Source organism: Citrobacter sp. Cu096, assembly GCF_030332285.1.
GTDB lineage: Bacteria > Pseudomonadota > Gammaproteobacteria > Enterobacterales > Enterobacteriaceae > Citrobacter > Citrobacter meridianamericanus.
Map to the genome: position 1 here is coordinate 94285 of NZ_JAOWID010000029.1, position 20809 is coordinate 115093.

A 20809-nucleotide genomic window follows, 5' to 3' on the forward strand; every position below is an offset into this window, starting at 1 on the left:
TCATTGTCCTGCGACAGGTTTCAGTTCGATACGTTTAATATCACCCACCAGCACCAGATAGCTCACCACCGCAATCAGCGCATGCACCCCGACGTAAATCAACGCGCCATTAAACGAGCCGGTGGTCCCTACGATGTAGCCGATAGCAATTGGCGTGACGATGCCGGAGATGTTGCCAAACATGTTGAACAAACCGCCGCTCAGACCGCTGATCTCTTTAGGCGCGGTATCGGCCATCACGGCCCAGCCCAGGGCACCGATACCTTTGCCGAAGAAGGCCAGCGCCATAAAGCCGATGATCATCCACTCCACGTTGACGTAGTTACAGAACACCATCACCATCGACAGCAGCATGCCGAGTACGATTGGCGTTTTACGGGCGATATTCAGCGAACCGGTACGACGCATCAGCCAGTCGGAAATAATGCCCCCGAGCACGCCGCCTGCAAATCCGCAAATGGCCGGAACCGAAGCGACAAAACCGGCTTTCAAAATCGACATACCGCGAGCCTGCACCAGATAAACCGGGAACCAAGTGATAAAGAAGTAGGTCAGCGCGTTAATGCAGTATTGCCCGATGTAAATACCGATCATCATCCGTGAGCCCAGCAGCTGTTTGATTTGCCCCCACTTCACGCTGAACGGCACTTTAGCTTTGGCGGCCGCCTGATCCATGTTGATCAGCGCCCCGCCTTCAGCAATGTACTCCAGCTCTTTTTGGTTTACGCCCGGGTGCTGGTTTGGTTCATGAATCACCTTCAGCCAGATAAAGCTGATAACAATCCCGAGGCCGCCCATAAAGAAGAACACATGCGACCAGCCCACTTCGTGGGTCAGCCACCCCATGATTGGCGCAAAAATAACGGTGGCAAAGTACTGCGCAGAGTTAAAGATTGCGACTGCCGTGCCCCTCTCCTGTGCCGGGAACCATGCCGCAACTATTCGACTATTGCCAGGGAAGGAAGGTGCTTCAGCTAAACCGACAAGGAATCGCAACGTAAACAGCGCAACGATAATGCCGAAGCCGCTAAAGATATCGACGAAGCCCTGTAGCAGGGTAAACATGGACCAGATAAAGATGGACCAGAAATAAACACGTTTTGAACCGAAGCGGTCGAGCAACCAGCCGCCAGGGATCTGACCGATAACATAGGCCCATGAGAATGCGGAGAAGACGTACCCCATCCCGACGGCATCCAGGCCAATGTCTTTGGCCATCTCCGAACCGGCAATAGATAAAGTGGCGCGATCGCCGTAGTTAAAGGATGTGACGATAAACAACATCACCACTATCCAGTAGCGAGCGTTAGTGCGTTTTTCCGCGCTGCTCGCCGCCTGACTTAATGAACTCATTGTTGCACTCCTGAATCTTGGCTGTCGCCAGTTCATTCTGTACAGCACCTGTAGGGTGATCAGAATGAGAGGTTAGTGTGTGGCAGTTTTGGTACAGCTCAGGGCCGTTTTATTCTGACTCGCTGCCTTTCCGGGAACTGACGGGAAAAGTATATGAAGGAGTGGCTCTTACCCTCACCGTGCATGAACACAACATTAGAGAGGCAGTAAGAATTTGTTTGGGGCATAAGCCCAAAGCAGTGGAAGTTAGTTCACGTAATTGGGGTTTTATTGCCGGGTGGCGGCTTCGCCTGGCCCGGCCTACGGTTCAAATGGGGGTTGTATGCCCGTACGGGCGAGAGATTATTTGAGCAAGGTTCCCCAGTTTTCTACCCAGGGGTTGGATTCGCTTTCTGGTTCAGGATGTTCGCTGGCGTCAATCAGCAACATTTCCCCCACGCGCTGTGCGCTTTGCTCCTGTAACAGCGCATCAAACTGTTTGCCACCATTGCAGAAATTAACGTAGCTGCTGTCGCCCAGCGCAATGACCCCGTAATGCAGATTAGGCTGGAAACCGAGATTATCTTTGATCCCCTGAAACAGCGGCACGATGCTATCGGGCAGATCGCCCTGCCCGGTCGTTGAGGTCACCACCAGCACATATTTATCCTGATATACCTGCCAGTCGCTGAGCTCCGGATCTTCAAACACCGTGGCTTTATGACCCTGTGCCGTCAAAATTGCCTCGGCCTCTTCAGCAACCAGCAGTGCGTTTCCGTACATCGTGCCGACAAAAATTCCAATTTCCGCCATAACCGTAATCTCCTGCGACTTAAGAATCTATCTGCTCATCCTGACCTGACCGCTCGACGAACTCAACCCTTTCATTCTCAGGGAGAAGTCCACGCCAGCCAAATTGTGACAATGCCTGCATCCAGACGTCATCCAGCCCGGCGCGAATAACCAGCGGTTCGCCGGTGAAAGGATGGGTCAGCGCAAGCTGGCTGGCATGCAGCATTAATCGCTGACAACCGAAATGCTCCGCGGCGCTGCGGTTTTGCCGTAAATCACCGTGCTTGCTGTCGCCAATAATCGGATGGCGCAAGTGCGCCAGATGGCGTCTGAGTTGGTGTTTTCGACCGGTTTTAGGATCCAGCTCCACCAGTCCATAACGGGTGGTCGGATAACGTCCGGTCGCCACCGGCATTTCTACCGTTGCCAGGCCGCGATAATGGGTGACGGCAGGCTGTGGGCCTTTATCATCACGGGCAAACTTATCGGCGATCTTATCCAGCTCTTCTACCAACGGGTAATCCAGCACGGCCTCATCCATCAACCAGCCACGCACAATCGCATGATAGCGCTTGTGAATTTTATGCTCTTCAAACTGCTGGGACAGCAACCGTCCGGCTTCGCTGGATAGCCCCATCAGAAGTACGCCGGAGGTTGGTCTGTCGAGTCGATGGGCGGTAAAAACGTGCTGACCAATCTGGTCGCGCACCGTTTGCATCACCACCACTTTTTCATCCCGGTCGAGCCAACTGCGGTGAACCAACCAGCCAGATGGTTTATTGACTGCAACCAGCCATTCGTCCTGATAGAGAATCTCCAGCATCAGGCGTTATCACTGGTAAACAGCGCATCCAGCTCCTGCAATGCCGCCAGGAGAATTTCGCGTTGCGGGTGATCGGCAGCCAACGCCATTTCGTAATACGGTGCGACGGCAAAAGCCTGCGGAAGCGGCTGCGCGTTATCGAGCAGCATATGCATGCGCGGAATCAATACCCATTGCAGCCACTCAACCGGCTCCATGGTATCCATACAAAAAGGCTGCGTGCTGGTAAACAGATGCTCTGCGGGCTCATCCATCCGCCAGTGATGATGTTCACGCAGTAGCGCTTCAAGCGTGTGTAACTGCTGGCGCACACGGTCATGAGTCGTCATGAAATTAACCTCAATGATGAAAAAATCTGGCGCGAAGAATAGCACTAGTGAAGGGAAATAAAAAAAGGGAGCACTGTAAAAACAGTGCTCCCGGTTCGTTTCGCAGCATTCCAGCTACTTTTAGTGCTCCCTGCTCATCCGTGACAACTTTTCCTGTGGTCTTGCGACCGCGTTCATCCTGAACTTTTGCATCCTGCTCACATCACCCCGATATGAAAACTTCATCCTGAAGTGTCCTGGCCATCCTGACCCGCCGAACATCCTGACCGGCTCTCATTCTCCATCCTGGAGGTGTCCTTTAACGCATCCAGCGTTTTCCTCTTTGCTTCGTCCTGAAGCCTGTCCTTGCAACACCATCCTGGTGTGTCCTGCCGAAAAGCCATCATCCTGATGTTCTCTTCGTTGTACGACTCCTTGTCGACAGGTATAGAATCGCCTGTTTCGCCTTATCTTACAAGACGCTTATAGACATACCCTTAAGATTATTTTCGTATGAAAGCGGAAAATAAAACATTAACAACATGAATAATAAGGAATTAAATTTTTACCCATTCGTTAAGTCTTCACTCATTATCTGACAATGTCCTACAGGGTTTGTAAGAGATCTCTCACAAGGTTCAGAGTAAACTGGATTACAGAACTGGCTTAAGTTGAGTGAGGAATTCCGCAAGTGAGGCCGTAAGTACCGTCCGTTTACGGGTTCCCAGCGTTTCTTTGCACACTTCACCGGACAGATTGCACACCGAAATGACGTCAAGCTCATTGTCCTGTGTGGCAATAAAAAGCGTAGGAGAGAGCTTAAGGCGTTTTTGCGTAACCAAGTGGCCAATCAGGTTTTCCTGTACGCGTCTGAAGTCATCTTCAGACCAGGTTTGCAGAAGAGTAAGTTTCTCATCCGCAAATTGTGCGTGCATGTCCCCGGCAAACTGAGTGGTATAAAAAGCGTGAATGGCAGGTTGTATCACAATATCAAAAGCGCGTTCAACCGCACTGACGTTTTCTTCGCCAACAAAAGGCTGTGGTTGCCAGAAAACCGCATCGCCTGTGGAAGAAATGATACACGGAGAGGGTACGCCATACAGCTCTTCGCTGAGCGGCCAGCTGTCATTTTTCTCATGCCACGCGTCGCAATAACGCGTCGTAAAGGCTGTTAACGCCTGCGCTGTCAATTCGTCCACTGATTTCTCTCTTCACAAAAGCCAGGATACACTTGTCGCATAGTGTATCTGGTTTATGACGGTGAAACATGTCCTCTTATGAAAATCATCAGGCGCTTGACGGCCTGACTCTCGGTAAATCAACAGATTACCGGGATAATTACGATGCCAGCCTGCTTCAGGGCGTGCCACGCAGCCTGAATCGCGATCCGTTGGATTTAAAAGCTGACAATCTGCCTTTTCACGGTGCCGATATCTGGACGCTGTATGAGTTGTCATGGTTGAATGCCAACGGTTTACCACAGGTCGCGGTCGGTCATGTAGAACTGGATTACACCAGCGTCAACCTGATTGAATCGAAAAGCTTTAAGCTTTACCTGAACAGTTTTAACCAGACCCGTTTTGACTCCTGGGAAGCGGTACGCCAGACGCTGGAAAACGACCTGCGCGCCTGTGCTCAGGGCCATGTCAGCGTGGCGCTGTTCCGCCTTGACGAAATGGAAGGGCAGCCGATAGCCCACTTTAACGGCACCTGTATCGACAATCAGGATATCGTCATCGATAACTACCAGTTCAGCACTGAGTATCTGGAAAATGCCGTAAGCGGTGAAAAAGCGGTGGAAGAGACGCTGGTCAGCCATCTGCTGAAGTCCAACTGTTTAATCACCCACCAGCCAGACTGGGGCTCCATACAAATTCAGTATCGCGGACGTAAAATCGACAGAGAGAAGCTGCTGCGTTACCTGGTCTCCTTCCGCCACCATAATGAGTTTCATGAACAGTGCGTGGAACGCATTTTCAATGACATTCTGCGCTTCTGCCAGCCGGAGAAACTGAGCGTCTACGCGCGCTACACGCGACGTGGCGGCCTGGACATTAACCCATGGCGCACTAACACCGATTTCACTCCGGCAACCGGTCGTCTGGTACGTCAGTAATCTTTTTTCTCAATTTTGCGTGTCGAATTCCGCGCGCAAGGTTGTGAAAGGTCATAAGCCAGGGCTATTGTAATCAATAGAGGATGATGTCTCTCGTCCCGTAAGGAGTTTACTTGATTACACATATTAGCCCACTTGGCTCAATGGACATGTTGTCGCAGCTGGAAGTCGAATTGCTTAAACGCACGGCCAGCAGCGACCTGTATCAACTGTTTCGTAACTGTTCGCTTGCCGTTCTGAACTCCGGCAGTTTGACCGACAACAGCAAAGAGCTGCTGTCACGCTTTGAAAGTTTCGACATAAACGTGCTGCGCCGCGAACGGGGCGTGAAGCTGGAACTGATCAACCCGCCTGAAGATGCGTTTGTTGATGGACGCATTATTCGCGCGCTGCAGGCCAACCTGTTCGCCGTGCTGCGCGACATTCTGTTCGTCAATGGCCAAATCCATAACGCCGGCCGTTTTCAGCATCTGGATCTCGAAAGCTCGGTGCATATTACCAACCTGGTATTCTCGATCCTGCGTAATGCCCGCGCGCTACACGTTGGTGAAGCGCCTAATATGGTCGTCTGCTGGGGCGGTCACTCAATCAACGAAAATGAGTACCTGTACGCTCGTCGCGTCGGCACCCAGTTAGGCCTGCGCGAACTGAACATCTGCACCGGCTGCGGTCCGGGGGCGATGGAAGCGCCAATGAAAGGCGCTGCGGTCGGTCACGCCCAGCAGCGATACAAAGACAGCCGCTTTATTGGCATGACCGAACCGTCAATCATTGCCGCTGAGCCACCTAACCCGCTGGTTAACGAACTGATCATCATGCCGGACATTGAAAAACGTCTGGAAGCATTCGTACGCATCGCCCACGGTATTATCATCTTCCCGGGCGGCGTAGGGACAGCAGAAGAGCTGTTGTATCTGCTGGGGATCCTGATGAACCCGGCGAACAAAGATCAGGTGTTGCCGCTGATCCTGACCGGACCAAAAGAGAGCGCCGACTACTTCCGCGTGCTGGACGAATTTATTGTGCACACGCTGGGAGAAGACGCGCGTCGCCACTATCGCATTATCATTGACGACGCTGCGGAAGTGGCGCGCCTGATGAAAAAAGCGATGCCGCTGGTGAAAGAGAACCGCCGCGACACCGGTGATGCCTATAGCTTTAACTGGTCGATTCGTATTGCACCTGATTTGCAGATGCCGTTCGAGCCGTCCCATGAAAACATGGCTAACCTGAAGCTGTACCCGGATCAGCCCGTTGAAGTACTGGCGGCCGACCTGCGCCGTGCATTCTCGGGGATTGTGGCGGGTAACGTGAAGGAAGTTGGGATCCGCGCCATTGAAGAGTTTGGCCCGTATAAAATCCACGGCGACCGCGAAATGATGCGCCGCATGGACGATCTCCTGCAGGGCTTTGTCGCACAGCATCGCATGAAGTTACCAGGCTCTGCGTATATCCCTTGCTACGAGATTAGCGCCTGACCACCTACATCCGCGAGCAGTCGCTTTTGCGGTGACAATTTTGTCCATACCGAAGCCGGGGCTGGCGCATCAGCCACCCGGCTTTTTTTAGTGATACCAGTCACATAGCTCGGAACATTATATAGATATCAGTGATTTTTCTTTAAAAATGACAAGCAAGGCAAACGATTGCCTACAAAATCCAACCGTGATTTATCTTAGGAAATTATTATCAATCGCTAAATTCCTCTAAAAACAACATCTTTTGTAGCGTAACCCTCGTATCCCCGCACCTTCGCTTTCATGATATATGTCGTTAATGTTAGCCTTCGCGCCAGTAAATTCGCTTTGACTATTTTTTAACAGCTTAATGGTCCAAATTTATCCACATAAAAGGTGGATTATTGCATTTGAGATCGCGATCACTGATAGATTCATTACTTAAATGTATCTTTCCGCCCGCAAATTATTACGGCGAAAAATTACATAAAAAATCGCTCAACGAATTTTGATTTACAGTCGGGTTCTTTTTCATTGGATTGACCCAAAACCCGACTTTTTAAGCTTCCTCCAGGAGAAATAGATGGAAAACACTCAAACCAGCACTATCGTTACGGGCCAGACCCGCAGCGCATGGCGCAAGACAGACACCATGTGGATGCTGGGCCTTTACGGCACGGCGATTGGCGCGGGTGTATTGTTCCTGCCGATCAACGCAGGCGTAGGCGGTATGATTCCGCTGATCATCATGGCGATCCTTGCTTTCCCGATGACCTTCTTTGCACACCGCGGCCTGACTCGCTTTGTGCTGTCCGGTAAAAATCCGGGTGAAGACATCACTGAAGTAGTAGAAGAACACTTCGGTGTTGGCGCGGGTAAACTGATTACTCTGCTCTATTTCTTCGCTATCTACCCGATTCTGTTGGTTTACAGCGTAGCAATCACCAATACCGTGGAAAGCTTCCTGACCCACCAGTTGGCCATTACGCCGCCACCGCGCGCAATTCTGTCTCTGATCCTGATTGTCGGCATGATGACCATCGTGCGTTTCGGCGAGCAGATGATCGTGAAGGCGATGAGCATCCTGGTATTCCCGTTCGTTGCAGCCCTGATGCTGCTGGCGCTGTACCTGATCCCTCAGTGGAGCGGCGCGGTTCTGGAAACCCTGTCCTTTGACTCTGCAGCAACCACCGGCAACGGTCTGCTGTTGACCCTGTGGCTGGCAATTCCGGTAATGGTGTTCTCCTTCAACCACTCACCGATCATCTCCTCTTTCGCCGTGGCGAAACGTGAAGAATACGGTGATGAAGCTGAGAAGAAATGCTCCAAGATTCTGGCATTCGCTCACATCATGATGGTACTGACCGTTATGTTCTTCGTCTTCAGCTGCGTATTCAGCCTGACCCCGGCGGATCTGGCTGCGGCGAAAGAGCAGAACATCTCTATCCTGTCTTACCTGGCGAACCACTTTAACGCACCGATCATTGCCTGGATGGCACCGATCATCGCGATTATCGCTATCACCAAATCCTTCCTCGGCCACTACCTGGGCGCGCGTGAAGGTTTCAACGGTATGGTGATTAAGTCTCTGCGTGGTAAAGGCAAATCCATCGAAATCAACAAACTGAACAAAATCACTGCGCTGTTCATGCTGGTCACCACCTGGATTGTGGCAACGCTGAACCCGAGCATCCTCGGTATGATTGAGACCCTGGGTGGCCCAATCATCGCGATGATTCTGTTCCTGATGCCGATGTATGCCATTCAGAAAGTACCGGCAATGCGTAAGTACAGCGGCCATATCAGCAACGTCTTCGTTGTCATTATGGGCCTGATCGCTATCTCCGCTATTTTCTACTCTCTGTTCAGTTAATTCCCCTGCGCCGCTCCTTGGGGCGGCGCACCTCGATACACAATGGACGCCTCATGATTAGCGTATTCGATATTTTCAAAATCGGCATTGGCCCTTCCAGCTCCCATACTGTTGGCCCGATGAAAGCAGGCAAACAATTCACGGATGACCTGATTGCACGCGGAATTCTCACTGACGTAACCCGCGTAGTGGTTGATGTCTATGGCTCCTTGTCTCTGACGGGGAAAGGTCACCATACCGACATCGCGATTATTATGGGCCTGGCGGGTAATCTGCCGGATACCGTCGATATTGATGCCATCCCGGCCTTTATCCAGGATGTGAATACTCATGGACGTTTGCTACTGGCGGACGGCCAACATGAGGTCGAATTCCCGGTCGACAAGTGCATGAACTTCCATACGGACAATTTGTCTCTACACGAAAACGGGATGCGTATTACCGCACTGGCAGGCGAAAAAGCCATTTACAGCCAGACATACTATTCCATTGGCGGTGGGTTCATCGTTGATGAAGAACATTTTGGTTTACCGAATAACTCTCCGGTAAACGTGCCGTATCCGTATAAATCTGCAGCTGATTTACAACGTCATTGCCAGGAAACCGGCCTGTCGCTTTCCGGTCTGATGATGCAAAACGAACTGGCGCTGCACAGCAAAGAAGAGCTGGAACAACACTTTGCCAACGTTTGGGAAGTCATGCGCAGCGGCATTGAGCGCGGCATCACCACCGAAGGCGTATTGCCGGGCAAACTGCGCGTTCCTCGTCGTGCGGCGGCGCTGCGTCGTATGCTGGTTAGTAGCGATAAAACCACCACTGATCCGATGGCGGTTGTTGACTGGATCAACATGTTCGCACTGGCCGTAAATGAAGAAAACGCAGCCGGTGGACGCGTAGTCACTGCGCCAACTAACGGTGCATGCGGGATTGTTCCTGCCGTGCTGGCTTACTACGACAAGTTTATCCGCGAAGTGAACGCTAACTCGCTGGCACGCTACATGCTGGTCGCGAGCGCCATTGGTTCACTGTACAAGATGAACGCCTCTATCTCTGGCGCCGAAGTTGGCTGTCAGGGTGAAGTCGGCGTGGCCTGCTCCATGGCAGCGGCCGGTCTGGCTGAACTGCTTGGCGGTAGCCCAATGCAGGTGTGCATCGCGGCGGAAATCGGTATGGAACACAACCTGGGTCTGACCTGCGATCCGGTTGCCGGCCAGGTACAGGTACCGTGCATTGAGCGTAACGCGATTGCGTCCGTGAAAGCGGTTAACGCCGCACGTATGGCGCTGCGCCGTACCAGTGAGCCGCGCGTGTGCCTCGACAAAGTTATCGAGACCATGTACGAAACCGGTAAAGACATGAACGCCAAATACCGCGAAACCTCTCGCGGCGGTCTGGCAATGAAGATTGTCACCTGCGATTAAGTCCCCTGAAGAGGTCTCTTTTGCGAGGCCTCTTCCTGTTTTGCTGCCAACTATTCGCCTCCACCCGCCGTGAATGTTACCCTACAGACTGATTTGTTAGGGAGAACACTGTGGCCGTCCACCTGCTCATTGTCGATGCACTGAATCTTATCCGCCGCATTCACGCCGTACAGGGTTCACCCTGCGTGGAGACGTGTCAGCACGCGCTCGATCAGCTGATTGTGCACAGTCAGCCTACCCACGCCGTGGCGGTATTTGATGACGAAGCGCGCAACAGCGGCTGGCGTCATCAACGATTGCCTGACTATAAAGCCGGCCGCCCGCCGATGCCTGATGAATTGCACCAGGAAATGCCCGCCTTACGGGCCGCTTTTGAACAGCGTGGCGTCTGCTGCTGGGTGTCGAGCGGTAATGAGGCCGATGATTTAGCCGCCACACTGGCGGTAAAGGTGACTCAAGCCGGGCACCAGGCCACGATTGTCTCCACTGATAAAGGCTATTGCCAGTTGCTCTCCCCTACGCTGCGCATTCGCGACTACTTCCAGAAGCGCTGGCTGGATGCCCCATTCATTGAGAAAGAGTTCGGAGTGCTTCCGCAACAATTGCCGGACTACTGGGGACTGGCAGGAATAAGCAGCTCAAAAGTGCCCGGTGTCGCGGGCATTGGTCCGAAAAGTGCGACCCAGCTACTCGTTCAGTTTCAGCATCTGGAAGGGATTTACGCGCATCTTGATGAGGTACCGGAGAAGTGGCGCAAGAAACTGGAGATACACCACGAGATGGCGTTTCTGTGTCGTGATATCGCACGGCTGCAAACGGACTTACATATCGATGGAAACCTACAACAGCTACGGCTAGCGCGGTAGTCTTATTGCCGGATGGCGCTGCGCTTATCCGGCCTACTTATCGTCCCCCTGTAGGCCAGATAAACGCCAGGTGATTACCAGGCAGTATGGTACAGCTCGACGATATCACCAAGACTCGCTTCACGCGGGTTTCCACCGGTACAAACATCGTCTAATGCCGCTTGCGCCAGCGCAGGTATATCCTCTTTACGTACACCAACGTCGCGTAAGTGCAGGGGGATCCCTACATCGCGGTTAAGCGCAAAGACGGCATCCACTGCTGCTTTCCGCGCTTCTGTCAACGTTAATCCTTCAACCTTAACCCCCATCACCCGGGCGATATCGCGGAATTTATCTCCGGTGAATTCGGCGTTGTAGTGCATCACGTGCGGCAGCAAAATAGCATTCGCTACGCCATGCGGCGTGTTATAAAACGCACCTAACGGATGTGCCATGCCATGCACTAGCCCCAGACCGACGTTTGAAAAGCCCATCCCGGCTACGTACTGGCCCAGCGCCATTGCTTCACCTGCCTGGCTCTCACCTGCAACCGAACCGCGTAATGCCCCGGCAATAATTTCAATGGCTTTGATGTGCAGCGCATCGGTCAACGCCCACGCCGCCCGCGTGATGTATCCTTCAATAGCATGCGTCAGTGCATCCACGCCGGTCGCGGCTTTTAACGCAGCAGGCATGCCGTCCATCATGTCAGCATCGATGAACGCCACCTGTGGGATGTCATGTGGATCAACACAAACAAACTTACGCCGATTTTCTTCGTCAGTGATCACATAGTTAATGGTCACTTCTGCTGCCGTTCCCGCGGTGGTTGGGATAGCCATAACCGGCACACTCGGGCTACGCGTCGGTGATAACCCTTCAAGGCTGCGTACATCGGCAAACTCAGGGTTATTATTGATAATGCCAATCGCCTTACAGGTATCCTGCGGGGAGCCTCCGCCGATGGCAATCAGATAGTCTGCGCCACTTCGCTGAAAAACCCCCAATCCTTCCTGCACCACTGCAATGGTTGGATTAGGAATAACGCCAGCATAGATTTCCCATGCCAGACCTGCAGCATCCATTCGGGAAGTCACCTTATCGACAACGCCGCACTGCAGCAGATTTTTATCTGTCACAATCAACGCTTTGCGATAACCGCGACGGATAACTTCATCGGTTAATGCGCCAACAGCTCCCCGGCCAAACCATGCCGTTTCGTTCAGAATCATTCTGTTCGCCATCGTATTTATCTCCTATTCTTCAATACGCAATCCATATGTTTTGAATTTTTCCAGCACAATAGCAATAGCCTCGTCGTCCAGCACTGGAACCGGATCGGTGATCGCCAGCGTACTGAGATAAAGCTGCGCCAGCACTTCCACTTCATGGGCTAACCACAGAGCTTTTTCCAGATTTTCTTCACAAGCGATCAGACCATGATGTTGCAACAGCGTCGCTTTACGGTTTTTCAACGCTACCGCAACGTGCTCTGACAGCTCTCGTGTGCCAAACGTCGCATAAGGCGCACACGGAATAGAGTTTCCCCCCGCCGCCGCAATCATGTAATGGATTGCCGGGATTGGACGATTGAGAATAGAAACAGCCGTGCAATGTACGGCGTGGTTATGAACCACCGCCTGAGCATCCGGACGTGTTTGATAGGCTGCCATATGGAACCGCCACTCGCTGGAAGGTAACTTCCCTTCTTCGTGCTGTCCCTCAGCATTGATATAGACAATGTGGGATTCAGTGAGTTTTTCATATGGAATGCCCGTCGGGGTAATTAACATCCCGTCCTGAAAGCGCACGCTTACGTTACCCGCAGTCCCCTGATTCAACCCCAGACGGGTCATTTCCAGGCAGGTATCGATAATCTGCCGTGCCAGCGTATTTCGTTCCATTACTTACCTCTCTCAGTGAGTCAAAATGCGACAACAGAACATTGCTAATACCTCGGCGCTCTGTTGAATTAGGCGGCTATTTGCTAACTATCATCATGCTGAATAAAGAGAAGGGAATTTTTAGCACTGGATTTTGTGACCTTCATCAACTAATAACACAAAATAAAAAAAAGCAGGATAAATATCATATTGTAAAAATGTCCGTTCTTAATGAAAGCATTATAAAACGGTCATTTGCGAATAATTTGTTAAAGCTGCCCGTTTTCTTCCCAACTAATTAATTCGGGCATTTACTCTGTGGGTTTTAATAACTTATTTCTCAAACGGTCATTATTTTACAGAAATTAAAGTGATGATAATCACATAAACTCACGCCCTGAGCATAAGTGTGACCGTCATCATATTAATAGCCGTTTTTTATTTGAAAATGAATTCATGAGTTCATTTGTGAAGGCCAATTCTGGCTGGCAGATTACCGGAACTCACCTGGATTAGCAGGTTGGTGAAATCACCCGCCTTACTCTTAAGCTGTTGAACATGCTTATGAACTGATGAGGATGCTATGGGAAACACATCAATACAAACGCAAAGTTTTCGTGCAGTAGACCGGGGGCAGACAAAAAATTATGTCATTCCCTTCGCGTTACTCTGCTCTCTGTTTTTTCTTTGGGCTGTTGCTAATAATCTTAATGACATCTTATTACCACAGTTTCAGCAAGCTTTTACACTGACTAACTTTCAAGCTGGCCTGATTCAATCTGCTTTTTATTTTGGTTATTTCATCATTCCAATCCCGGCAGGGATCCTGATGAAAAAATTAAGTTACAAAGCAGGGATTATTACCGGACTATTTTTATACGCCGTCGGCGCGGCATTATTCTGGCCCGCAGCCGAGGTAATGAATTACACCCTGTTCCTGATTGGTTTATTTATTATCGCTGCTGGTTTAGGTTGCCTTGAAACTGCAGCCAACCCGTTTGTAACGGTACTGGGCCCGGAAAGCGGCGGCCACTTCCGACTCAATCTGGCACAAACTTTTAACTCATTTGGTGCCATTATTGCGGTCGTTTTTGGGCAAAGTCTTATTTTGTCTAATGTGCCGCATCAATCTCAGGACGTACTCGATAAAATGGCTCCGGAACAACTGAGTGCCTACAAGCACAGCCTGGTTTTATCGGTACAAACCCCTTATATGATCATCGTCGCGGTCGTTTTACTGGTCGCCCTGCTGATTATGTTTACAAAATTTCCGACCCTGCAAAGTGACGACCACAGTGACAACGCTCAGAGTTCATTCTCCGCATCCCTTTCCCGTCTGGTGCGTATTCGTCACTGGCGTTGGGCTGTGCTGGCGCAATTCTGCTACGTCGGCGCGCAAACTGCCTGCTGGAGCTACCTGATCCGTTACGCTATCGAAGAGATCCCTGGCATGACCCCAGGTTTCGCCGCTAACTATCTGACCGGCACCATGGTGTGCTTTTTTATCGGTCGTTTCTCCGGCACATGGCTTATCAGCCGCTTCGCGCCGCATAAAGTGCTGGCCGCTTATGCCCTGCTCGCCATGGTCTTGTGCCTGATTTCCGCCTTCACCGGTGGTCAAATCGGCCTGTTGGCTCTGACGTTATGCAGCGCATTTATGTCGATTCAGTATCCAACCATTTTCTCTTTGGGGATCAAAAACCTGGGACAGGACACCAAATACGGCTCGTCTTTTATTGTCATGACCATTATTGGCGGCGGCATTGTGACGCCAGTAATGGGTTTTGTCAGCGACGCCGCTGGCAATATCCCTACAGCAGAACTGGTCCCAGCACTTTGCTTCGCCATCATCTTTATTTTTGCCCGCTTCCGCTCACAAACGGCAGCCAACTAAATATTTATCCGAATAACGTGAGGAATCTGTGATGAAAAAAATCAGCTTACCAAAAATTGGTATTCGCCCGGTTATTGACGGACGTCGTATGGGTGTACGTGAGTCTCTCGAAGAACAAACCATGAATATGGCTAAAGCCACCGCCACGCTGATCACGGAAAAACTTCGGCATGCCTGTGGCGCACAAATTGAATGTGTGGTTGCCGACACCTGCATCGCCGGGATGGCTGAATCTGCCGCTTGTGAAGAAAAATTCAGCAGTCAAAACGTGGGCGTGACAATTACCGTTACCCCATGCTGGTGCTACGGGAGCGAAACCATCGATATGGATCCGATGCGCCCGAAAGCTATCTGGGGCTTCAACGGCACGGAACGTCCGGGGGCCGTTTATCTGGCGGCCGCGTTGGCAGCCCACAACCAGAAAGGTCTTCCTGCGTTCTCCATTTATGGTCATGACGTACAAGACGCGGACGACACCTCGATTCCTGCTGATGTTGAAGAAAAACTGCTGCGCTTTGCCCGCGCGGGTTTAGCCGTTGCCAATATGAAAGGCAAAAGCTATCTGTCTGTCGGTGGCGTGTCTATGGGTATTGCAGGTTCTATCGTCGACCATAACTTCTTTGAATCCTGGCTGGGCATGAAGGTGCAGGCGGTGGATATGACCGAGTTGCGTCGTCGTATTGACCAGAAAATATATGATGAAACCGAGCTGGAAATGGCGCTGGCGTGGGCGGACAAAAACTTCCGCTACGGCGAGGATCAGAACGCGCAGCAATATAAACGCAATGCAGAACAGAGCCGCGCGGTACTGAAAGAGAGTCTGCTGATGGCCATGTGCATTCGCGACATGATGCAGGGTAACCAGAAGCTGGCAGACAAAGGTCTGGTCGAAGAATCTCTGGGTTACAACGCGATTGCCGCAGGCTTTCAGGGTCAACGTCACTGGACGGATCAATATCCGAATGGTGACACCGCCGAAGCGCTGCTCAACAGCTCTTTTGACTGGAATGGGATACGTGAACCGTTTGTTGTCGCCACCGAAAATGACAGCCTGAACGGTGTAGCGATGCTGTTCGGTCATCAACTTACTGGCACGGCGCAGGTCTTTGCCGATGTGCGTACCTACTGGTCGCCAGAGGCGGTTGAACGCGTCACGGGTAAACCGCTGACCGGCCTTGCTGAGCACGGCATCATTCACCTGATTAACTCCGGATCCGCAGCGCTGGACGGCTCCTGCAAACAGCGCGACGGCGAAGGGAAACCAACCATGAAACCGCACTGGGAAATCTCGCAGAAAGAAGCGGATGATTGCCTGGCGGCAACCGAATGGTGTCCTGCTATTCACGAATACTTCCGTGGGGGCGGCTACTCTTCTCGCTTCCTGACCGAAGGCGGCGTGCCGTTCACCATGACCCGCATCAACATCATCAAGGGCCTGGGACCGGTGCTGCAAATCGCCGAAGGTTGGAGCGTGGAATTGCCGAAAGACATGCATGACCAGCTTGATGCGCGCACCAACTCCACCTGGCCGACCACCTGGTTTGCCCCGCGCTTAACCGGTAAAGGTCCATTCAGCGATGTCTATTCCGTGATGGCTAACTGGGGCGCAAACCACGGCGTACTGACGATTGGTCACGTGGGTGCGGACTTCATCACTCTTGCCGCCATGCTGCGTATCCCGGTGTGTATGCACAACGTGATCGATGAGAAAATTTACCGCCCTTCCTCCTGGGCTGCCCATGGTATGGATACTGAAGGCCAGGATTACCGCGCCTGCCAGAACTATGGCCCGCTTTATAAGCGTTAATGCGACTCAGCCCGGTGGCGCAAGCTTACCGGGCCTTACAGCAGTGGCTTTTGTAGGCCGGATACGGCTTTAACCCCATCATCCGGCAACGTTTCAGGAGTTTTTATGAAACAAGACGTTATCCTGGTCCTCGACTGTGGCGCGACCAACGTACGGGCTATCGCCGTTGACCGACAGGGAAAGATTGTCGCTCGTGCGTCGACCCCAAACGCCAGTGACATCGCTGCTGAAAACAGCACCTGGCATCAGTGGTCGCTGGAGGCCATTCTGCAACGTTTTGCCGACTGCAGTCAGCGGCTCTCTGCGCAACTGGCCGCCTGCCAGGTTCGTGCGATCGCCGTCACCACCTTTGGCGTAGACGGCGCGTTGGTTGATAAAAATGGCAAACAACTCTATCCGGTGATCAGCTGGAAATGCCCACGCACCACGGCGGTAATGGAGAATATCCACCGCTACATGTCACCGCAGCAGCTGCAGGAAATTTCCGGCGTCGGCGCGTTTAGCTTCAACACACTGTATAAACTAGTTTGGCTAAAAGAAAACCATCCGCAACTACTGGAACAGGCGCACGCCTGGCTATTCATCTCGTCGCTCATTAACCACCGTTTAACCGGCGAGTTCACTACCGATATCACCATGGCGGGCACCAGCCAGATGCTGGACATCCAGCAGCGCGATTTTAGTCATGACATCTTACAGGCAACGGGTATACCGCGCCGTCTGTTCCCACGTTTGGTTGAAGCGGGAGAACAGATAGGCGTTCTGCAACAGGAGGCCGCCAGCCTGCTTGGGCTTACGGCGGGTATTCCGGTCATATCTGCCGGACACGACACGCAATTTGCGCTATTTGGCGCTGGAGCCCAGCCAAATGAACCGGTGCTCTCTTCCGGTACATGGGAAATTCTGATGGTGCGCAGTGCGCAGGTGGATACCTCCCAGCTTAGCCATTATGCGGGTTCAACCTGTGAACTGGATAGCCAGCCCGGACTGAATAACCCCGGTATGCAGTGGCTGGCTTCCGGAGTCCTCGAATGGGTACGCAAGTTGTTGTGGACTGCTGATACCCCATGGCAAACCCTGATTGACGAAGCCAGGGCAATCCCGGCAGGTGCCGAAGGCGTGAAGATGCACTGCGACCTGCTGGCCTGTCAAAATGCGGGCTGGCAAGGCGTCACCCTCAATACTACCCGCGGACACTTCTATCGCGCCGCGCTGGAAGGGCTGACAGAACAACTGCAGCGAAATCTGCACACGCTGGAAAAAATCGGTCACTTCCAAGCGACCGAGCTGCTTTTGGTTGGCGGGGGAAGCCGCAACGCATTGTGGAATCAGATCAAAGCGAACGTGCTCAAAATGCCGGTCAAAGTGCTGGATGATGCCGAAACCACCGTAGCGGGCGCCGCGATGTTTGCCTGGTCAGGCATCGGGGAATTTTCCTCTCCCGAACAGGCGCGCGCGCAGGTGCGGTATCAGTACCGTTACTTTTATCCGCAAACCGAATCCGAACACACAGGAGTCGAGTAACATGCTCAAAACGATATCTCCCTTAATTTCGCCCGACCTGCTGAAGGTGCTGGCTGAAATGGGCCACGGCGATGAGATTATCTTTTCCGATGCCCACTTCCCGGCCCACAGCATGGGGCCGCAGGTTATTCGCGCTGACGGCCTGATAGTCAGCGACCTGCTGCAGGCGGTTATTCCACTCTTTGAACTGGACAGCTATGCCCCACCGCTGGTGATGATGGCCGCTGTTGAAGGAGACGCCCTTGATCCTGACGTCGAGGCTCGCTACCGTCAGGCGCTTTCACTACAGACCCCTTGCCCGGACATTACGCGTATTGATCGCTACGCCTTCTATGAACGCGCACAAAAGGCGTTTGCGATCGTTATCACAGGAGAGCGGGCAAAGTACGGGAATATTCTTTTAAAAAAAGGGGTAACGCCGTAATCTCTGGTCAGAATGCCCGTCTGGTACGGGCATTCATCATATAATGAGGATCAGAACATGAAAGCGGCGCGCCAGCAGGCAATCGTAGATCTGCTTACTAACCATAAAAGCCTGACAACCGAAGCTCTGGCGTTGCAACTGAACGTCAGCAAAGAGACCATCCGCCGCGATCTCAGTGAGTTACAGACCCAGGGAAAAGTGCTACGTAATCACGGGCGGGCGAAAGTTATTCACCGGGAAAACAAGGACAGCGGCGATCCGTTTCATATGCGACTCAAAAGCCACTATGCCCACAAAGCGGATATTGCCCGCGAAGCGCTGGCGTGGATCGAAGAAGGTATGGTGATAGCCTTAGACGCCAGCTCAACATGCTGGTACCTGGCGCGACAGCTACCGGACATCAACATTCACGTTTTTACCAACAGCCAGCCCATTTGCCAGGAATTGGCTAAGCGTGAACACATTCAACTCATCAGCTCCGGCGGTCGCCTTGAGCGAAAATACGGTTGCTACGTTAACTCCTCGCTCATCTCGCAGCTCAAATCTCTTGAGATTGACCTGTTTATTTTTTCCTGTGAGGGGATCGACAACGACGGTGCGCTCTGGGACTCCAATGCCACCAACGCCGACTTCAAGTCCATTCTGCTTAAGCGCTCAGCACAATCTTTATTGCTGATCGATAAAAGTAAGTTTAATCGTTCGGGGGAGGCCCGGATTGGGCATCTGGATGACGTGACGCATATCGTTTCAGATACGCCGCTGATTGAAACAATTCAGGCCGAATAAGACGTTTACGCTTCATCCGGCCTGCAATGTTAACTTATCGCTCGTCGCGACGACCACCGACGGCAGCCCACAGACGGCGCACGTGTACGGTTACTTCTTCACGATCATGGTACAGCTGACGCGCCTGAATCTGGGCATTTACGCCATGCTCGTCAAGCTGCGCCTGAATGTAAGCCAGGTTTTGCGACACCTCTTCGTAGCGTTTTTTCATCGGCAGTTTGAGGTTAAAGATCGTCTCACGACACCAGCCGTTGACCAGCCACTGCGCCATCAGGGCGGCAACCTTTGCGGGTTTCTCCACCATGTCGCACACCATCCACGAAATGTTGTTGCGGTTTGGGCGATACTTAAATCCGTCTTCACGCAGCCAGGTAACTTGCCCGGTATCCATCAGGCTTTGCGCCATCGGGCCATTATCCACGGAATAAACCCACATATTGCGTTTAACCAACTGATAAGTCCAACCGCCAGGACACGCTCCTAAATCCACCGCATACATTCCGTTAGCCAGACGCTCATCCCACTCATCGGCAGGGATAAACACGTGCAGCGCTTCTTCCAGCTTCAGCGTTGATCGGCTCGGCGCATCCGCCGGGAACTTCAGACGCGGAATCCCCATGTAGAACGGAGAGTTATTGTCAGGCCAGGAATAGCCGGTATAGCAACAGCCAGGTGCGATAAAGAAGACGTGAACCACCGGACGTTTTGGCGTTTCATACTTTGCCAGCACGCCCGCTTCGCGCAGTGCCGCACGTAGCGGTACGGTAAATTTACGGCAAAATTTCACCAGCTCTTTGCTTTCATTGGTGTCAGCAACTTCGACACGCAGATCACCACCTTTCTCCACCACGCCCTGCAACATGCCGACAATCGGCGTAATACGGTCTTCCGGCGGCAAATATTGCAGCAACTCTCCCACCACAAACATTTGACGGGCAAAAATCAGCGAGCTAAACGGCAACTCTTTCACGAGCTTTTCGGCATCGTCCTGCTGATAACATTCGAAGATGACGTAACCCGCATTATCTTTCACCCGGGCAAACCCGAAGATTTCCCGACGTCCTGCTTTATCCGTAATTTCTGCGGCGCACTCTTTTTCAAAACCCGGGCGACACAACAGTACTACCTTATTCATGGCTAACGCCCTTACGTTTCAATCGAATAGCACCCACTAGCATCAGCGCCCAACCCACAAGGAAACTGAAGCCGCCAACGGGGGTAACAAACGCCCACAGGCGTAAATGAGAGAGCGCGAGGCAATAAAGGCTGCCGCTAAACAGCACCGTCCCTAATGCCAGAAACACGCTACTCCAGTAAAACCAAATGCTAATGCGTCGCTGCATGGCGACGGCCAGGCCAAAGATGGCCAGCGTGTGAAAAGCCTGATATTCGAGGCCTGTCTGGATCCACCCCATTTCAACGACCCCGAGGGTTTTACTCAGAACATGTGCCCCAAAGGCGCCCAGCGCCACAAAGATAAAGCCACTGATGGCGGCAAAAATCAGCATAAAACGGCTGGTCATG

General features: G+C 52.2%; 19 protein-coding genes. 10 read left to right on the forward strand and 9 right to left on the reverse strand.

The genetic code is table 11. The features are described from left to right. From gudP to syd, 5 genes are all read right to left on the reverse strand, one after another. Entirely contained in the window at positions 1 to 1353 is a 1353-nt protein-coding gene (gene gudP / locus OGX99_RS13335) for a galactarate/glucarate/glycerate transporter GudP (protein WP_003034105.1), read from the reverse strand. A gap of 342 nt (positions 1354 to 1695) precedes the next feature. After that, on the reverse strand, positions 1696 to 2145 hold the full coding sequence (locus OGX99_RS13340; RefSeq protein ID WP_003846536.1) for a flavodoxin: 450 nt from the start codon (positions 2143 to 2145) through the stop codon (positions 1696 to 1698). Between the two features lie 19 nt (positions 2146 to 2164). Next, entirely contained in the window at positions 2165 to 2947 is a 783-nt protein-coding gene (gene truC, locus OGX99_RS13345; protein ID WP_151218256.1) for a tRNA pseudouridine(65) synthase TruC, read from the reverse strand. Then, positions 2947 to 3276, reverse strand: a complete 330-nt coding sequence (locus OGX99_RS13350) for a YqcC family protein (RefSeq protein WP_151218257.1) — start codon at positions 3274 to 3276, stop codon at positions 2947 to 2949. Before OGX99_RS13350 ends, truC begins: the two co-directional genes overlap by 1 nt. A gap of 632 nt (positions 3277 to 3908) precedes the next feature. Further along, positions 3909 to 4454, reverse strand: coding sequence for a SecY-interacting protein (gene syd, locus OGX99_RS13355; protein ID WP_286543837.1), 546 nt, complete (start codon positions 4452 to 4454; stop codon positions 3909 to 3911). A gap of 68 nt (positions 4455 to 4522) precedes the next feature. Here syd and queF point away from each other — a divergent pair, with 68 nt between their 5' ends. The 5 genes from queF to xni all read left to right on the forward strand — a co-directional run bounded on the left by queF (position 4523) and on the right by xni (position 10988). After that, the gene (gene queF, locus OGX99_RS13360) at positions 4523 to 5371 is read left to right on the forward strand and encodes an NADPH-dependent 7-cyano-7-deazaguanine reductase QueF (protein ID WP_151218259.1); all 849 of its coding nucleotides are present in this window, start codon (positions 4523 to 4525) and stop codon (positions 5369 to 5371) included. Between the two features lie 113 nt (positions 5372 to 5484). Further along, positions 5485 to 6849 carry a nucleotide 5'-monophosphate nucleosidase PpnN gene (gene ppnN / locus OGX99_RS13365; RefSeq protein ID WP_151224277.1) on the forward strand — a complete coding sequence of 455 codons (1365 nt, stop codon included), beginning with the start codon at positions 5485 to 5487 and terminating at the stop codon, positions 6847 to 6849. 562 nt (positions 6850 to 7411) lie between these two features. Continuing rightward, on the forward strand, positions 7412 to 8701 hold the full coding sequence (locus OGX99_RS13370; RefSeq protein ID WP_151218260.1) for an HAAAP family serine/threonine permease: 1290 nt from the start codon (positions 7412 to 7414) through the stop codon (positions 8699 to 8701). 53 nt (positions 8702 to 8754) lie between these two features. Then, a complete protein-coding gene (locus tag OGX99_RS13375; protein WP_151218261.1) occupies positions 8755 to 10122 on the forward strand; it encodes an L-serine ammonia-lyase in 1368 nt (455 codons plus the stop codon). Between the two features lie 110 nt (positions 10123 to 10232). Then, positions 10233 to 10988: a flap endonuclease Xni gene (gene xni / locus OGX99_RS13380; RefSeq protein ID WP_187253131.1), complete on the forward strand. Its 756-nt coding sequence runs from the start codon at positions 10233 to 10235 to the stop codon at positions 10986 to 10988. A gap of 74 nt (positions 10989 to 11062) precedes the next feature. On the opposite strand, the gene fucO is transcribed toward xni, so the two are convergent. Together fucO and fucA are read right to left on the reverse strand one after the other, a co-directional pair. Continuing rightward, complete coding sequence (fucO, locus tag OGX99_RS13385; protein ID WP_151224279.1) at positions 11063 to 12211, reverse strand: lactaldehyde reductase; 1149 nt, start codon at positions 12209 to 12211, stop codon at positions 11063 to 11065. Positions 12212 to 12223: 12 nt separating this feature from the next. Beyond that, positions 12224 to 12871: an L-fuculose-phosphate aldolase gene (gene fucA, locus OGX99_RS13390; RefSeq protein ID WP_151218264.1), complete on the reverse strand. Its 648-nt coding sequence runs from the start codon at positions 12869 to 12871 to the stop codon at positions 12224 to 12226. A gap of 562 nt (positions 12872 to 13433) precedes the next feature. On the opposite strand from fucA, the gene fucP reads away from it, so the two are divergent. The 5 genes from fucP to fucR all read left to right on the forward strand — a co-directional run bounded on the left by fucP (position 13434) and on the right by fucR (position 19285). Further along, positions 13434 to 14744: an L-fucose:H+ symporter permease gene (gene fucP, locus OGX99_RS13395; protein WP_151218266.1), complete on the forward strand. Its 1311-nt coding sequence runs from the start codon at positions 13434 to 13436 to the stop codon at positions 14742 to 14744. A gap of 31 nt (positions 14745 to 14775) precedes the next feature. Continuing rightward, complete coding sequence (fucI, locus tag OGX99_RS13400; protein ID WP_151218267.1) at positions 14776 to 16551, forward strand: L-fucose isomerase; 1776 nt, start codon at positions 14776 to 14778, stop codon at positions 16549 to 16551. Between the two features lie 105 nt (positions 16552 to 16656). After that, a complete protein-coding gene (fucK, locus tag OGX99_RS13405) occupies positions 16657 to 18075 on the forward strand; it encodes an L-fuculokinase (RefSeq protein WP_278238605.1) in 1419 nt (472 codons plus the stop codon). Between the two features lies 1 nt (position 18076). After that, positions 18077 to 18499, forward strand: coding sequence for an L-fucose mutarotase (gene fucU, locus OGX99_RS13410; RefSeq protein ID WP_187253135.1), 423 nt, complete (start codon positions 18077 to 18079; stop codon positions 18497 to 18499). Between the two features lie 57 nt (positions 18500 to 18556). Continuing rightward, positions 18557 to 19285 carry an L-fucose operon activator gene (gene fucR, locus OGX99_RS13415; RefSeq protein WP_151218270.1) on the forward strand — a complete coding sequence of 243 codons (729 nt, stop codon included), beginning with the start codon at positions 18557 to 18559 and terminating at the stop codon, positions 19283 to 19285. Positions 19286 to 19319: 34 nt separating this feature from the next. Here fucR and rlmM read toward each other — a convergent pair whose 3' ends face one another. Further along, positions 19320 to 20420: a 23S rRNA (cytidine(2498)-2'-O)-methyltransferase RlmM gene (rlmM, locus tag OGX99_RS13420; protein ID WP_003034040.1), complete on the reverse strand. Its 1101-nt coding sequence runs from the start codon at positions 20418 to 20420 to the stop codon at positions 19320 to 19322. Further along, the gene (locus tag OGX99_RS13425) at positions 20413 to 20808 is read right to left on the reverse strand and encodes a DUF423 domain-containing protein (RefSeq protein ID WP_005130969.1); all 396 of its coding nucleotides are present in this window, start codon (positions 20806 to 20808) and stop codon (positions 20413 to 20415) included. The genes rlmM and OGX99_RS13425 overlap by 8 nt, the downstream gene beginning before the upstream one ends. Position 20809 lies beyond the last annotated feature (1 nt).